This is a genomic window from Vibrio sp. 1-1(7) (assembly GCF_013048485.1).
Lineage (GTDB): Bacteria > Pseudomonadota > Gammaproteobacteria > Enterobacterales > Vibrionaceae > Vibrio > Vibrio fujianensis.
Genome location: NZ_VHSP01000004.1, coordinates 127,781 through 144,149, shown reverse-complemented (window position 1 = coordinate 144,149; position 16,369 = coordinate 127,781). Strand labels below are relative to the sequence as shown.

At 44.9% G+C, this 16,369-nt stretch carries 12 protein-coding genes; 7 read left to right on the top strand and 5 right to left on the bottom strand.

What is annotated here, in order from left to right; all coding sequences use genetic code 11:
* Window positions 1-27: 27 nt before the first annotated feature.
* Window positions 28-1,062 (top strand): NAD(P)H-dependent glycerol-3-phosphate dehydrogenase, encoded by a 1,035-nt coding sequence (gene gpsA / locus FKN05_RS13475; protein ID WP_099610511.1) that lies wholly within the window; start codon window positions 28-30, stop codon window positions 1,060-1,062.
* 101 nt (window positions 1,063-1,163) lie between these two features.
* On the top strand, window positions 1,164-1,985 hold the full coding sequence (cysE, locus tag FKN05_RS13470; protein ID WP_099610510.1) for a serine O-acetyltransferase: 822 nt from the start codon (window positions 1,164-1,166) through the stop codon (window positions 1,983-1,985).
* 65 nt (window positions 1,986-2,050) lie between these two features.
* Here the strand turns inward: cysE and FKN05_RS13465 are convergent, their stop codons facing one another.
* From FKN05_RS13465 to argE, 3 genes are all read right to left on the bottom strand, one after another.
* Window positions 2,051-2,590, bottom strand: a complete 540-nt coding sequence (locus FKN05_RS13465; protein ID WP_161434098.1) for a PadR family transcriptional regulator — start codon at window positions 2,588-2,590, stop codon at window positions 2,051-2,053.
* 361 nt (window positions 2,591-2,951) lie between these two features.
* Window positions 2,952-5,585 carry a phosphoenolpyruvate carboxylase gene (gene ppc, locus FKN05_RS13460; protein ID WP_170887749.1) on the bottom strand — a complete coding sequence of 878 codons (2,634 nt, stop codon included), beginning with the start codon at window positions 5,583-5,585 and terminating at the stop codon, window positions 2,952-2,954.
* Window positions 5,586-5,811: 226 nt separating this feature from the next.
* Window positions 5,812-6,948, bottom strand: coding sequence for an acetylornithine deacetylase (gene argE, locus FKN05_RS13455; RefSeq protein ID WP_170887748.1), 1,137 nt, complete (start codon window positions 6,946-6,948; stop codon window positions 5,812-5,814).
* Window positions 6,949-7,103: 155 nt separating this feature from the next.
* On the opposite strand from argE, the gene argC reads away from it, so the two are divergent.
* The 4 genes from argC (at window position 7,104) to argH (ending at window position 12,338) form a co-directional block, all read left to right on the top strand.
* A complete protein-coding gene (gene argC, locus FKN05_RS13450) occupies window positions 7,104-8,108 on the top strand; it encodes an N-acetyl-gamma-glutamyl-phosphate reductase (protein ID WP_170887747.1) in 1,005 nt (334 codons plus the stop codon).
* A gap of 10 nt (window positions 8,109-8,118) precedes the next feature.
* Window positions 8,119-8,907, top strand: a complete 789-nt coding sequence (argB, locus tag FKN05_RS13445) for an acetylglutamate kinase (protein ID WP_161427384.1) — start codon at window positions 8,119-8,121, stop codon at window positions 8,905-8,907.
* A gap of 104 nt (window positions 8,908-9,011) precedes the next feature.
* Window positions 9,012-10,235, top strand: coding sequence for an argininosuccinate synthase (locus tag FKN05_RS13440; RefSeq protein WP_099610504.1), 1,224 nt, complete (start codon window positions 9,012-9,014; stop codon window positions 10,233-10,235).
* Between the two features lie 228 nt (window positions 10,236-10,463).
* Window positions 10,464-12,338 carry an argininosuccinate lyase gene (argH, locus tag FKN05_RS13435; RefSeq protein WP_170887746.1) on the top strand — a complete coding sequence of 625 codons (1,875 nt, stop codon included), beginning with the start codon at window positions 10,464-10,466 and terminating at the stop codon, window positions 12,336-12,338.
* Window positions 12,339-12,467: 129 nt separating this feature from the next.
* Here argH and FKN05_RS13430 read toward each other — a convergent pair whose 3' ends face one another.
* On the bottom strand, window positions 12,468-12,722 hold the full coding sequence (locus tag FKN05_RS13430) for a DUF3624 domain-containing protein (protein WP_099610502.1): 255 nt from the start codon (window positions 12,720-12,722) through the stop codon (window positions 12,468-12,470).
* Between the two features lie 131 nt (window positions 12,723-12,853).
* Between FKN05_RS13430 and oxyR the strand changes: the two genes are divergently transcribed.
* Window positions 12,854-13,744, top strand: a complete 891-nt coding sequence (gene oxyR, locus FKN05_RS13425; protein WP_099610501.1) for a DNA-binding transcriptional regulator OxyR — start codon at window positions 12,854-12,856, stop codon at window positions 13,742-13,744.
* Window positions 13,745-13,794: 50 nt separating this feature from the next.
* Here oxyR and FKN05_RS13420 read toward each other — a convergent pair whose 3' ends face one another.
* The gene (locus FKN05_RS13420; RefSeq protein ID WP_170887745.1) at window positions 13,795-16,272 is read right to left on the bottom strand and encodes a PBP1A family penicillin-binding protein; all 2,478 of its coding nucleotides are present in this window, start codon (window positions 16,270-16,272) and stop codon (window positions 13,795-13,797) included.
* Window positions 16,273-16,369 lie beyond the last annotated feature (97 nt).

The window sequence follows — 16,369 nt, the reverse complement described above, 5'->3', positions numbered from 1 at the left end:
CACGATGGCTATCTATCAGGTGGAAAAATGACAACTCCAACGGCAAATAATCTCAATGCAAACGCAATTAGCATGACGGTGATCGGTGCAGGCTCTTATGGAACCTCTCTTGCTATTTCTTTGGCTCGTAATGGTGCCAATATTGTACTATGGGGGCATGAACCTGAGCATATGGCCCGGCTACAAGCCGATAGAGCAAACCATGAGTTTCTTCCTGGTATTGAATTTCCCCCCAGCTTAATGGTTGAGTCAGACCTTGCTAGTGCGGTAAAAGCGAGTCGAGATCTACTCGTGGTTGTTCCCAGCCATGTATTTGGTATGGTGTTGCGTAGCTTGCAGCCACATTTGCGTGAAGATAGCCGGATTTGTTGGGCGACCAAAGGGCTAGAGCCTGAAACAGGGCGACTGTTGCAGGAAGTCGCTTATGACGTAGTGGGGCGGCATATTCCTCTCGCGGTACTTTCTGGGCCAACGTTTGCTAAAGAGTTAGCGATGGGAATGCCAACGGCGATTTCGGTTGCTTCGCCTGATGCACAATTTGTAGAAGATCTACAAGAAAAAATCCACTGTAGTAAAACCTTCCGCGTGTATGCCAACCATGATTTTATTGGGATGCAACTTGGTGGAGCGGTAAAAAATGTCATTGCTATTGGTGCCGGAATATCAGACGGGATCGGCTTTGGTGCCAATGCTCGTACCGCACTGATTACTCGAGGGTTAGCTGAAATGTCTCGCCTAGGCGCTGCATTAGGTGCACAAGCGGAAACGTTCATGGGAATGGCAGGATTGGGTGACTTAGTGCTTACTTGTACTGATAACCAATCGCGTAATCGACGTTTTGGCTTAGCGTTAGGGCAAGGTCAAGATGTTGAATCAGCGCAGCAAGATATTGGCCAAGTGGTGGAAGGCTACCGCAATACCAAAGAGGTGTGGTTGCTGGCCCAGCGCGTCGGCGTTGAGATGCCTATTGTTGAACAAATTTATCAAGTATTGTATCAAGGAAAAGCGACTCGCTTAGCGGCGCAAGATTTACTTGCACGAGATAAAAAAGCGGAGCGGTAACGGCAGATATGTCAGTCTATCCGTGACGGACGAATTTAAAGCGAAGGGTTCGGCCAAGGTTAATCATAAGCTGTGATGAAGCTTAGTAAAGGCAGAGAAAAATGAAACATTGCGCACAAGTCAAAGTTTGGCAAACCATTATTAAAGAGGCGCGAGATCAATCGGATCAAGAGCCCATGCTCGCGAGCTTTTATCATGCGACGATCATTAAGCACGACAGCTTACCTGCCGCATTAAGTTATATTTTGGCCAATAAACTCAGCACGGCCTCGATGCCTGCGATGGCCGTGCGTGAAGTGGTTGAGGAAGCCTTTTCTTCTGATCCTACGATTGCTGAATTTGCCGCTTGCGATATTTGTGCAACGGTTAATCGTGACCCAGCCGTCTCTATGTATTCTATGCCGTTACTTTATTTAAAAGGTTACCACGCATTACAGGGATATCGAGTGGCTAACTGGTTATGGAAGCAAGGGCGAATTGCCTTGGCCACGTATTTACAAAACCAGATTTCAGTCGCGTGTCAGGTGGATATTCATCCCGCGGCTAAGATCGGTCGTGGCATAATGCTTGACCATGCCACCGGTATTGTTATTGGTGAAACGGCAGTCGTTGGCAATGATGTTTCTATTTTACAAGATGTAACTTTGGGCGGGACAGGCAAAGAAAGTGGTGATCGTCATCCTAAAATTCGCGAAGGGGTAATGATTGGCGCTGGAGCGAAAATACTCGGTAATATTGAAGTTGGAGAAGGCGCTAAAATAGGTTCTTGTTCTGTGGTATTACAACCTGTTCCTGCTCATACCACTGTTGCTGGGGTTCCGGCACGAATTGTTGGGCGACCGAAAACAGATAAACCCTCGCTGGAGATGGATCAAAATTTTAATGGCCGTTCACAAACCTTTATCGGGGGAGATGGCATTTAAGTCTTTTTGTCCATTATATAAAAAAGATGATGCCTTAATGACATCATCTTTTTTTATCATGGTATTTAGGCCATATTTTCAAATTCATCAATGACTTCTTGCGCCCAACTAATCCAAGCTTGGCGAGCCAGCAGATTTCGGCGTAGGGTTAAACGTTCCAAACGTTGTTGTTTGTTCATTTTTGCTGGGTTGGCATAATAAGCCGCTTCAATGTCTTGGTAATGAGTAACCAGCTTGCGTGATTCTTCGATTAATTCATGTAGTTGATTAATATAAGGCGTGGCAGATTGCACGGAGCAAGCCATCAGTTTTGCACTAAATTCATCTCTCACGGTTGGGTGAGCGGTTGGCTGATCAAACCATTCTCCCAAAGCCACTCGACCAGTATCAGTGATAGAGTAAACTTTCCGATCGGGTTTACCTTCTTGAGGTTCTAGGACACAAGTGACCAGACCTTGTTGAGCCATTTTATTTAGCTCACGATAAACTTGCTGATGGCTTGCTTTCCAAAAATAGCCAATACTGGCTGAGAATTCTTTAGTAATATCGTATCCAGTGGCATCACGGGTACTAAGGACGGTGAGTATAACGTGTGGTAATGACATGTCTTCAATCCAAATGGTTAATAAACTGCACAAATAGACTTAACCATCTCGTGGGCTTCTTATTGGCACACTGTGACGTAAGGTATCAGTCTTTTCCCAGACATCAGTACTGGGGTTATGTCACCTTTAAAGCCGTTATCACCTAGAATTAATATGTCTTTGCATATCTGACTGCGATTTGGAGTATTTAAAAGAATATCGCAATAGCGCAGTAGTATATCTAAATAATAAGCATAAAGTGGAATAAAAAAATTATTTAACTTAAAAAGCTGATATTATTCTCAGTAAGGTAAGTAAGTTAAAATAAATGGCCACAACAAGGTGGCCATTTTTAATTTTTTAGTTTTTTATGCTGGCTTTGCTAGCCTGTGTTGCGCATCCCTGCTGCAATCCCTGCGATGGTGACCATCAAAGCTTCTTCCAATTCAGGGCCAGAGGTTTCCGATTGACGAGTTCGATAGAGTAACTCGGCTTGTAGCATATTGAGTGGCTCAATATAAATATTGCGCAATCGGATCGATTCATGTCCCCAAGGATCACTTTGCATTAGGTTTTCATTATTTTCGACGTTTAAAACAGCTTGAATATCTTTTTGTAGCTGAGCACGTAAGCGTTCACCCAATGGACGTAAAGAGAGATCCACTAAACGTTCATCGTAGTAGCGAGAAATATCGATATTACACTTGGTGTAAACCATCTCCAGCATACCTAACCGGGTTGAGAAGAAGGGCCATTCACGGCACATTTCTTCGAGTAATGCTTGGTGTCCTTTATCAATGGAGTACTGAATGGCTTCTCCAGCACCCAGCCAAGCCGGCAAGACTAATCGATTTTGACTCCATGAGAAGATCCACGGAATAGCACGTAAACTTTCTACCCCCCCTTTCGGGTTGCGTTTGGCAGGGCGAGAGCCAAGCGGTAGTTTGCCAAGCTCTTGTTCTGGTGTGGCTTGGCGGAAGTATGGGACAAAGTCTGGTTCTTCGCGGACTACGGCTCGGTAGGCTTCACAAGAGACTTCAGATAGCACGTCCATGAGATCTCGCCATTCTTGTTTTGGCTCGGGTGGCGGCAGTAGGTTTGCCTCTAACACCGCACTGGCATAGAGATTAAGGCTATTAATTGCCACTTCAGGCAAACCAAGTTTAAAGCGAATCATCTCACCTTGCTCGGTTACTCGCAGCCCGCCGTGTAAGCTTTTGGGTGGCTGAGAGAGCAGAGCCGCATGAGCTGGGGCTCCACCGCGACCAATGCTACCTCCGCGACCATGGAAGAGGGTCAGCTCAACCCCTTCATCTTCTGCGACTTTCACTAAGGCTTCCATGGCGCTGTATTGCGCCCAGCCAGCAGACATCACTCCCGCATCTTTTGCCGAGTCAGAATAGCCAATCATCACCATCTGATGGTTTTGAATAAAACCACGGTAAAGGTCGATGCCCATTAATTGCTTAATGACGCTTTCTGCGTTATTTAAATCGTCTAATGTTTCAAATAAAGGGCAGACGTCCATACGATAAGGGCAGCCAGATTCTTGCAATAATAAATGAACGGCTAACACATCGGAGGCGGTTCTTGCCATCGAGATGACATAAGCACCAAAGGCATCACGCGATTGAGCCGCGATAATTTTACAGGTGTCTAATACTTCTTTTACAGGCTCTGATGGTTGCCAATCAAGAGGCAACAGTGGGCGCTTAGAGCTGAGTTCATTAACTAAGAAGGCGACTTTATCTTGTTCACTCCATTGGTCATAATCGCCAATGCCCAGATAACGGGTTAATTCAGAGAGCACATCAGAGTGGCGGGTACTTTCCTGACGAATATCAAGACGCACTAGATGAATTCCAAATGCTTTCACTCGGCGCAAAGTGTCAAGCAATGAGCCATCGGCAATGACCCCCATGCCACATTCATGTAATGAACGGTAACAAGTGTAAAGGGGATCCCAAAGTTGGCTAATGTTTTGTAGTGGTGCCTTGACCGCAAGTTTTTGACCATGGATTTTACTGTCTAAAATCGTCAACGTTTCTTGTAGTAGTGTGCGTACCTCTTTGAGAACGGCACGATAAGGCTCGTGAACATCTTTCCCTGCTAATGCTCGCAATGCATCATTACATTTGACCATGGAAAGTTCACTGATCAACTCATTAATGTCCGCAAGATATAAATCAGCGGCTTTCCAACGAGACAGTAGTAACACTTCACGAGTAATGGTATGGGTCACATATGGATTGCCATCCCGGTCGCCTCCCATCCAAGATGTGAAGTGCACAGGTCGCGCATCAACAGGAAGCCCTTCACCAAGGTAGCCTTTTACGCTTTCATCTAACTCACGCAAAAACTCGGGTACCGCTTGCCATAACGAGTTCTCAACCACAGCAAACCCCCATTTCGCTTCATCAAGCGGAGTTGGGCGTTGCTTACGAATGACATCTGAATGCCAACCTTGAGCGATAAGTTGTTCTAAGCGGCGCTCAGTTTTATGGCGTTCTTTCGTGGAAAGGTCGGTTAATTCTAATTCGGAGAGACATTCGTTGATCTTAACCAAATTGTTGATCATGGTTCGACGAGTAATTTCGGTCGGATGGGCGGTAAGAACCAGTTCAATATTCAGATCGCGAATCGCTTGTGCGCTCTCTGATTGACTAATGTTATGAGTGGCTAACTTTGTGAATAAGCTTTGCAGTGGATCAGGCTCATTTGAGTGCTCATCTCCATGACGAGAAATGGTATGGTATTGATCGGCAATATTGGTCAGATTGAGAAATTGATTGAATGCACGAGCAACGGGGGTTAATTGATCGTTATTGAGATTCTTAATTTCTTCAATCAGCTGTTCACGGTCAGCTTGATTACCTGCACGAGCCGATTTGGAAAGTTGTCGGATGGTCTCTACTTTCTGCAAAATAACCTCACCATCGGCATCTCGGATGGTTTGGCCCAGTAGTCGACCTAACATGCTCACATTACTTTTCAGAGCGGCGTACTTTTCGTTCATTGTCATCCTGCCTTGTAAAAAAATTACATCCAATGTTCTTGTGTTTTATTACACAATCTAGCTAAGTTTGTCCAGTAGAGTCAAACAAAGTAGACTAAGATTTCATTTATCAGTAAGGAATGAACATTGAACAATATGTAATAAAATATCGAAATTTGTTGAAATTTTCTTACGTATTGCAGCTTTGTGACGACTGGACACGCCGCTGCAATATCAATTTTAGCCATTAAAAGCAGTACTTGCGCATCGCTTGACGAAGAATGTGGATGGTGGGTTCGATAAATTCAAACGCTAAGAACTCATCTGGCTGATGCGCTTGATCGATCGAACCCGGGCCTAATACCAAGGTGGGACAGACCTGCTGTAAAAATGGGGCTTCGGTACAGTAATTCACGGTTTGAGAGGGTTGCTGACAAAGTTCACTGACGGCATGAATAAATGGATGGTCATGCGGACATTCATAACCGGGAATGGCATCATGCAGCGGCTCAATAGCAATTCGTCCCGGCCATTTTTCTTGCACCTCTTTGAGTGCGCCACGCAGTAGGTTGTCTAATCCATCTAAACTGATGCCAGGTAGCGGTCGCACGTCGTAGTGGAGTTCACAACAGCCACAAATCCGATTAGGGCTATCGCCACCATGAATATGGCCGAGGTTTAGCGTTGGGTGGGGAATTTCAAAGCCTGGGTGATGATACGTTTTAATTAACTTATCGCGCAGTTGCATTAATGCAAACATCACCTCATACATGATCTCTATAGCGTTAACGCCCAGTGCGGGATTGGAGGAATGGCCCGATTGACCGGTAACTCGAATCGCATTAGCAACATGGCCTTTATGACCATAAACCGGGATTAAACCGGTAGGTTCACCAATAATACAGTAATCGGGATGGCAAGGCGTGTGTTGGGTAAAATGGCGCGCACCCAGCATTGTCGTTTCTTCATCACAGGTTGCTAACACATACAATGGCTTTTGTTGTTGGCTCCAATCGAGTGTTTTGACGGCTTCAAAAATAAAAGCAAAAAAACCTTTCATGTCAGCCGTTCCTAAGCCGTAAAAACGATTATTAGCTTCTGTCAGAGCGTGAGGGTTGAAGTTCCAACGCCCTTCGTCAAAAGGAACAGTATCGCTATGGCCAGACAGTAGTAATCCTCCCTCACCTTGCCCTTTTTTTCCCAGTAAGTTGTATTTACCAGGAGCAACTTCATTGATTTCAACCTGAAATCCGAGCGCCGACAACCAATCCGCCAATTTAGCGATAACTAACTCGTTACTTTGATCCCACTGAGGATCGGTGGAGCTGATCGATGAGGTTGAAATGAGACCTTCATAGACCTCAAGGAAACTGGGTAATGACATATTATCTTTGCTCCTACTATTGACAGAATAACGCTAAGAATGTAAAACACATATTAAATCACTTTTTATGAATAAAAAACCATTTAAAGCTCTATTTGTTTAAATTAATAATCATTTTCTGATGGTGTTTTTATTCTAATGTTGGACGTGTTGAGATGCTAAAAACGACAATTATCGGTGCCAGTGGTTATACCGGAGCTGAACTCGCACTGATGGTAAAAAAACATCCAAAGCTCACGCTATCAGGTTTATATGTTTCCGCCAATAGTGTTGATGCAGGAAAACCGATCAGTCAGTTACATGGCAAATTAGCGGGCTTACTTGACATGCCAGTACAGCCTCTCGTGGATGTTGCAGCTGTGGCGAAATCGTGTGATGTCGTTTTTTTAGCGACTGCTCATGAGGTGAGCCATGATCTTGCACCATTGTTTCTAGAGCAAGGCTGTCAGGTGTTTGATTTATCAGGCGCTTATCGTGTTCAAGATGAGGGGTTCTATACACAATTTTATGGTTTTAAACATCAGCATCCTACATGGCTAGCAAAAGCGGCTTATGGCTTAGCTGAATGGCATGCTGCTGCTATTACGGAAAGTCAGCTAGTGGCAGTTGCTGGATGTTATCCGACGGCCTGCCAACTGGCGATTAAACCTTTATTGGTTGCAGGAATGGTTGATCCGTCTCAGTGGCCGGTGATTAATGCGGTGAGTGGTGTCTCCGGTGCTGGGCGCAAAGCAACCATGACGAATAGTTTTTGTGAAGTCAGTTTACAACCTTACGGTGTTTTTACTCATCGACACCAGCCGGAAATTGCCGTTCACCTAGGCTGTGAGGTGATATTTACCCCTCATTTAGGTAATTTCAAACGAGGAATTTTGGCCACGATTACCATGAAGTTGGCTCAAGGTGTCAGCGAACAGCAGGTGGCAGAAGCCTTTATCCATGCTTATCAGGATAAACCTGCAGTTCGATTACATAAGACAACCCTGCCTCGTATTCAGGATGTCGTGTTCACACCGTTTTGTGATGTCGGCTGGAAGGTTAGTGGAGAGCACATTGTGGTGGTTGCTGCGATCGATAACCTGTTGAAAGGTGCGTCGAGCCAAGCCATGCAGTGTTTAAATATTCATTATGGTTTTGATCAGTTCACTGCTCTAGTGTGAGGGAATAAACATGACGAATCAGCAAAGTCCATTGGTGGTTAAATTAGGCGGCGCTGCGCTTTCTTGCAGTGAAACATTGAGTAAGTTATTTGGCGCTATCGCTCAGTACCAGGAGCAAGCCCAGCGGCCGATTGTTATCGTCCATGGGGGAGGCTATCTAGTGGATGAGCTGATGGCAAAGCTACAGTTAACGACCATAAAAAAAGATGGCCTACGCGTAACACCCCATGAGCAGATTTCTTTTATTGCCGGCGCGCTGGCTGGAACGGCGAATAAGATGTTGCAAGGGCAGGCGATCAAAAATGGGCTTAATGCCATTGGTTTGTGTTTAGCGGATGGCGGGTTATGTCATATAGAGCAGCTAGACCCTGAATTGGGGGCGGTAGGTCTGGCCACGCCGGGTAATCCAGCGCTACTTCAAGCGCTGTTTAACCTTGGTGGCCTGCCAATCATCAGCTCGATTGGCTTAACTAATGACGGTGAGATGATGAATGTCAATGCTGACCAAGCTGCCGTTGCCGTCGCTGGAGCATTGGATGCGGAATTAGTGTTGCTCTCCGATGTCAGTGGTGTGCTGGATGGAAAAGGACATCTGCTTACTAGCCTCGATGAGCCACAAGCGAGTGCGCTGATTACCCAGCAAGTGATTACCGATGGCATGATCGTTAAAGTGAAAGCGGCATTGAGTGCGGCCAACGATCTTGGTCGCCCGATTGAAGTCGCGAGTTGGCGATATCCTGACAAGCTGAGCAAATTGTTTGCTGGGCAAAGTATTGGAACGCGTTTCTTGCCCTGTTAACTTTTGGCTAAGAAAAGAATTGAGTAAAGAAAGAGATTATCAATTAATGGACGTCACCCTGAGCACTAACCGCCAAGCGCAGCGCCAGGATTTGGAGAGATAAAATGAGTAAAGTACAAGTCAAAAAAGTCGTTGTTGCCTATTCTGGCGGTTTAGATACTTCAGTGATCATTCCATGGCTGAAAGAAAACTATCACTGTGATGTGGTTGCTTTTGTCGCGGATGTTGGGCAAGGCGCGGAAGAATTAGTCGGTATTGAAGAAAAAGCCATCGCCTCTGGTGCCTCAGAATGTTATGTGGTGGATCTAAAAGACGAGTTGGTCAAAGAGTATATTTATCCGACTTTGAAAACGGGCGCTTATTACGAAGGTAAATACCTGTTGGGTACTTCGATGGCTCGCCCTGTGATTGCCAAAGCACAAGTAGACGTTGCACGTAAAGTGGGGGCTGATGCTCTGGCACATGGTTGTACCGGTAAGGGTAATGACCAAGTTCGTTTTGAAGGCGCGTTTGCAGCGCTTGCCCCTGATCTCCATGTGATTGCGCCATGGCGGGAATGGGACCTTGTTAGCCGTGAAGCGTGTCTTGATTATCTTGCCGAGCGTAATATTCCTTGTGCGGCTTCTTTGACTAAAATTTATTCACGTGACGCCAATGCTTGGCACATCTCGACCGAAGGGGGAGTATTAGAAAGTACATGGAATGCACCGAATGACGATTGCTGGGTATGGACGGTGGATCCTGAGCAAGCACCCAATGAGGCTGAATATGTCACACTAAAAGTCGCAAAAGGTGAAGTGGTCGCCGTGGATGGCCAGCCACTTTCTCCCTATCAAGCTTTAGTCTGTTTGAATGAAAAAGGAGCGAAACACGGGGTTGGGCGTATTGATATCGTCGAAAACCGCTTAGTCGGAATGAAGTCTCGCGGGTGTTATGAAACTCCGGGAGGTACCATTATGATGGAAGCGCTTCGTGCCGTTGAACAATTAGTGTTAGATAAAGCCTCGTTTGAATTCCGCGAGGAACTCGGAATTAAAGCGTCACATCTGGTTTATGATGGTCGCTGGTTTACGCCGCTACGTCAGTCCGTTTTTGCCGCAGCGGAAACGCTAGCACAAGATGTCAATGGTGAGGTGGTCATTAAACTTTATAAGGGGCAAGCGATAGCAACGCAAAAACGTTCAGAAAATAGCTTATATTCGGAAGAATTTGCGACTTTTGGTGCTGATGATGTTTATGACCAAAGTCATGCCGCTGGGTTTATTCGCCTTTACTCGTTATCCAGCCGTATTAAAGCGCTCAATGCAGGAAACAAAAAAGCGTATTAACAATCAATCAGCCGCATCATGTGATAATTATGACCCGTATTGCTTTGCATGCGGGTTTTGTTTTTGTAAATAAATTCAAACTCATTTGAATAAATATGTTTTAAAAGTGAATTTTTACTTTATTTTTTGCTCCACTTACCGTAACTTTGCAAGAAGCAATCCTTGCCTGATTCAGGCTAGATAATGCAGTGGTGTAGCAAGTCAATAGTGAGCATTAGGAGAAACGCAATGGCATTGTGGGGCGGAAGGTTTACCCAAGCGGCAGATACAAGATTCAAACAGTTTAATGATTCATTGCGCTTTGACTATCGATTGGCTGAACAAGATATTGTTGGTTCCATTGCTTGGTCTAAAGCTCTGTTATCGGTTAACGTGTTGACCGAACAAGAACAACAAAAATTAGAGCTGGCATTGAATGAGTTAAAATTAGCTGTGATGGAAGATCCTCAGCAAATTTTACAATCTGATGCAGAAGATATTCACTCGTGGGTTGAGCAGCAGTTAATTAACAAAGTTGGCGATTTAGGTAAAAAGTTACATACCGGGCGTTCGCGTAATGATCAAGTCGCAACCGATTTAAAACTTTGGTGCCGTCAACAAGGGCAGCAGTTGTTGTTGACGCTTGATCGGTTACAGAGTCAGATGGTGATGGTTGCCCGGCAACATCAAGGTACCGTATTGCCTGGCTATACTCATTTACAGCGTGCTCAGCCGGTGACCTTTGCTCACTGGTGTCTCGCTTATGTTGAAATGTTTGAACGGGATTATTCACGGCTCAACGATGCGATTGAGCGTTTAGATACTTGCCCGCTCGGCTCAGGCGCATTGGCAGGTACGGCTTATGCTATTGATCGTAATAAATTAGCTTATAACTTAGGTTTTCGTCGCGCAACGCGAAATTCACTCGATTCAGTGTCAGATCGTGATCATGTGATGGAACTGATGTCGATTGCTTCTATTTCTATGTTGCACCTTTCTCGCTTAGCAGAAGACATGATTTTCTATAATTCCGGCGAAGCTGGTTTTATTGAATTGGCAGATACTGTGACATCAGGCTCATCTTTAATGCCGCAAAAGAAAAACCCAGATGCATTAGAGTTGATTAGAGGAAAAACAGGCCGAGTCTATGGCGCGTTGGCTGGTATGATGATGACCGTAAAAGCATTGCCTCTTGCTTATAACAAGGACATGCAAGAGGACAAAGAAGGCCTATTTGATGCGTTGGATACTTGGAATGACTGTATGGAAATGGCAGCCTTGTGTTTTGATGGCATCAAAGTTAATGGCGAGCGCACCTTAGAAGCGGCCAAACAAGGGTACGCGAACGCGACAGAGTTAGCCGATTATTTAGTTGCCAAAGGTATCCCATTCCGTGAAGCTCATCATATCGTCGGTGTCGCAGTTGTAGGCGCGATAGGCAAAGGCTGTGCATTAGAAGAACTATCTCTGGAAGAGTTAAAAGCGTTCTCTGCGGTTATTGAAGAGGATGTATACGCAATTTTAACTATCGACTCTTGTTTAGAAAAGCGCAGTGCTTTAGGTGGGGTCGCACCTCATCAAGTCGCTTACGCTGTAGGGGCGGCAGAAAAACGGCTAGCAAAACGAGATGCGACCTCAGTCAAGGTACGCTCAGCTCGTTTGACCGATATTGAAACCTTAGAAGGCATGGTCGCTTATTGGGCCAATATGGGCGAAAATCTTCCGCGTTCACGCAATGAAATTGTTCGAGATATTGGTTCTTTTGTCGTTGCTGAACATAACGGTGAGATCACCGGATGTGCTTCATTATATGTGTATGACTCTGGATTAGCGGAAATTCGCTCGTTAGGTGTGGAGGCGGGCTGGCAAGGCCAAGGGCAGGGTTCTGCCATTGTTGAATATTTAGTAAGAAAAGCTCGGCAAATGGCAATCAAAAAAGTTTTTGTGCTCACGCGTACCCCAGAATTTTTTATGAAGTTGGATTTCATTCCTACCTCAAAAACCTTGTTGCCGGAGAAAGTCCTCAAAGATTGTGGCCAGTGTCCACGCCAGCATGCCTGCGATGAAGTGGCATTAGAAGTGAACTTAGTTGAACAGCGACTAATAAAAACAACGTGGGTATAAAAGACGTATAGATAAAAAAGATCAATAAAGATCGATTTTTTTGGGAACCATTAAGAAAAAGCTGAGTCTATAACTGTACCACTGCTTTTTCTTAGAATGATCTAAGAGAGCCCTAAAACTCCTTTCGTTTTAGGGCTTTTTTGTTTGTCGTTTACGCCAAGGCAATACCACAAACTTCATCCACAAGTGTAGGAAGAGTAAACCGTTAAATGCGAAACCGGCAAAGAGAAGGCTAATTGACCCAATGCTACGCGGCTCATCTCTAAATAACCAAAACCAAATTACCCAGCAAGCGACGGAGAATAAAGTGAGTTGATCCATGCAGCGCTGACAACGGCCTATTTTTTTCCAAAACCAGTGCTCTCGACAATCATTACAAGTCATCGTTTGTGTCATATTTGCAGTAAAAATATCTGTCGACAGTATACGAGAAGAATGGGAAGAAAAGAAAAACTTTGATAGTCATAATCGTAAGATGTTATGGTTTTAATAGGTAACCCCTATCTGGAAAGAAAATGAATATTCGAGACTTTGAATACTTAGTCGCTCTTGCGGAACATAAGCATTTTCGTAAAGCGGCAGAAGCCTGTTTTGTCAGTCAGCCGACCCTCAGCGGCCAAATTCGTAAGTTGGAAGATGAATTAGGTGCGGTATTGCTTGAACGAAGCAGTCGGCGCGTTTTGTTTACCGACTCGGGATTACAGCTGGTTGAGCAAGCGAAACGCATTTTAATGGAAATTAAAACGTTTAAAGATATGGCCAGTGAGCAAGGTGGTGCTATGAATGGCCCTATGCATATCGGTTTTATTCCAACCTTAGGCCCATATCTTCTACCTCGGATCATTCCGGGCCTGAAAGAAAACTTCCCTGAACTAGAGTTGTATTTATATGAAGCACAGACCCATCAATTAGTGCAACAATTAGAAGAAGGAAAGTTGGACTGCTTAGTGCTTGCAGCAGTAGAAGAGACCGAGTCTTTTAAAGCGATTGATATTTTTTGTGAACCAATGAGTATTGCTGTGCCATGTGATCATGAGTGGGCCAATCGGAATGAAATTGACATGTTGGAACTCAATGGGAAAACGGTATTGGCTCTAGGGGATGGGCATTGTTTGCGAGATCAAGCATTGGGATTCTGTTTTGCTGCTGGCGCAAAGGATGATGAACGATTCAAAGCTACGAGCTTAGAAACTTTACGTAATATGGTTGCTGCGGGCTCTGGTATTACGTTACTGCCTCAGCTTTCATTGCCTGAAGAGAAGGTGAAAGATGGCGTTTGCTACATCAAAGCGGTCAATCCAGAGCCTTCACGCCGGATAGTATTAGTCTATCGTCCCGGCTCTCCTTTACGACAACGTTTTGAACAGTTAGCCCAAGCGATGAAAAACTGTCTCAATGGGCGATAATCCGCTGGTTTGCTCAATAGCCATCCCCATGAGGATGGCTATTTGTTTACTTAAAACAGTTCGCTTTCACTGTCAGTGGAGTAGAGGCTTTGTGCCTCTTCTACTACATATTCAGTCGGTTCGGTACCTTGAATAAAGTATTCAAACATCGAGCTTCCATCAAGTTTGTTGGTGAGTAGCCCAGTTTCACGATCAATTCGGACACGCACGATGTTGTCGGGGATGGACGGCTTTTCTACCGCAATGTTTTCTAACGCAGAACGCATAAAATCAATCCAAGCGGGCTGAGCTGTTTTAGCGCCAGCCTCTGCACCAGAGATATCATCTTCAGTATTCGGATTTGGAACACTTCGCCCTAGATTCCGGGTGTGATCATCAAAACCAACCCAGGCCGTTGCCACGATTCCAGGCCCAAAACCATTATACCAAGCATCTTTCGAATCATTCGTGGTGCCGGTTTTTCCACCAATATCGCGCCGCTTTAAAACCTGAGCACGCCAGCCTGTTCCATTCCAACCCGTCCCTTCTCGCCAGTTGCCACCTCCCCATATATTGCTATAAAGCATTTCGCGAACTAAAAAGGCATTTTGTTCGGAGATGACTTGGGGGGCATAATGTGAGTCTAGATCTTGTTCATCAAATCCGTGATCAGCGGTTTGGCAGTCATGATGACAAACGATTTTTGGGGTCGCAGTAAACTCAAGTTGTCCATAGGCGTCTTCGACTTTACTGATATAGAATGGCTCAACATAGTAACCACCATTGGCAAAAACTGAGTAACCCTGAGCCATTTTCACTGGGGTTAAACTCCCCGCACCGAGTGCAATCGTTTCAGAGCGAGGAACTTGGCTTAATTCAAAACCAAAGCGAGTTAGGTATTGGCGAGTTTCATCTAAACCGACTTCACGTAGTACCCGAACAGCCATGACGTTTTTCGATTGTGCTAAGCCAACTCGTAGGCGAGTTGGGCCGACATAGGTTGGAGGGGAGTTTTTAGGTCGCCATGCGGTTCCTTGGCTTTCATCCCATTGGTTAATCGGAGCATCGTTAATAAGAGTGGCTAAGGTCAGACCTTTATTAAGGGCAGCGGAGTAAATAAATGGTTTAATGCTAGAGCCAACTTGTCGAATAGATTGTGTGGCTCGGTTGAAATTGCTGTGTACAAAGTTAAACCCACCTACTAGCGCTAAAATTGCCCCATTGTCTGGATTCATCGCCACAAAGGCGGTATTAGCATTCGGGACTTGGCTTAGTTTCCAATGTATCTCTTGCGTTTCAGGATCGGTCATCCGTCGGACCCAAATTTGTTCGCCTTCACTTAAAATTTCACTCGCTTTATTGGGTAATGGCCCTTGCTTATTGTCAGTAATAAAGCGTCTGGCCCAATTCATATCTTCCCAAGCGATGGTGTTTAACTGATGATTTCTTACCCACACCTGTGCCGATTGCTCTGCAACCTGTAGGACTACCGCGGGGAAAAGATCGCCATATATTGGTTGATTACGAAGATGGGTATTGAGTTTATTTTCTTCCCAAGCGGTTTGTCCGGTTTTCCATAGTACTTTCTCGGCTCCACGGTAACCATGGCGTTCATCGTAGGCAAGTAAGTTATTGATCGCCGCTTGATTCGCGGCTTGTTGTTGTGTGGAATCGATAGTGGTGTAGATATTCATTCCTGAAGTATAGGCTTCTTCTTCACCATAACGTTCAACCATCCAAGCGCGGGCAATTTCGGCGACATAAGGTGCGTGTAGTTCGATTTCTGCACCATGAAACTTGCCGTCAAGCACTTCGTTGCGTGCTTGTTCATATTCTTGTTCGCTGATGTACTTTTCAGACAACATACGCAGTAGTACCACATTGCGACGTTGGGTTGCTCGTTCTACTGAATAGATCGGATTCATGGTTGAGGGGGCTTTGGGTAATCCGGCAATCATCGCGATTTCACCTAAAGTCAAATCTTTTGCCTCTTTACCAAAATAGGTTTGAGCGGCTGCGCCTACCCCATAAGAACGGTAACCGAGATAAATTTTGTTAAGGTAAAGTTCTAGAATTTCATCTTTTGTTAAGAGCTGTTCTATGTGGATGGCGATAAATATCTCTTTGATTTTTCTCATAATCTTCTTTTCATTAGATAAAAAGAAGTTTCGCGCCAATTGCTGAGTAATGGTACTGGCACCTTGTGAGGCACTGCCAGAGGCGGCAACAGCAAAAGCGGCACGAGTAATTCCAATGGGGTCAAATCCATAGTGTTCGTAAAAGCGAGAGTCTTCGGTTGCAATAATCGCCTCAAGTAATTCGTTTGGCATCTCGTCTAGTTTCAGCGGAATACGTCGTTTCTCACCAAATTGCGCCATCAATTGACCATCTTGGCTAAAGACCTGCATGGGGGTTTGCAGTTTGACGTCTCTGAGTGTCGCCACATCGGGCAAATCAGATTTCACATAAAAGTAGAAGCCAAAAATTGTAGTGACTCCAAGAATAATGCAAATCAATGAAAATATAAGTAAACGCTTTATGAACTTCACCGGAGAATCCCTGTTTAGTAGAGGCTGTCTTGATGCAAACCCCTGTACTCTAGACTAAAACCTCAACACTTAAAAATAATGAGCGAGTATTTTTTTA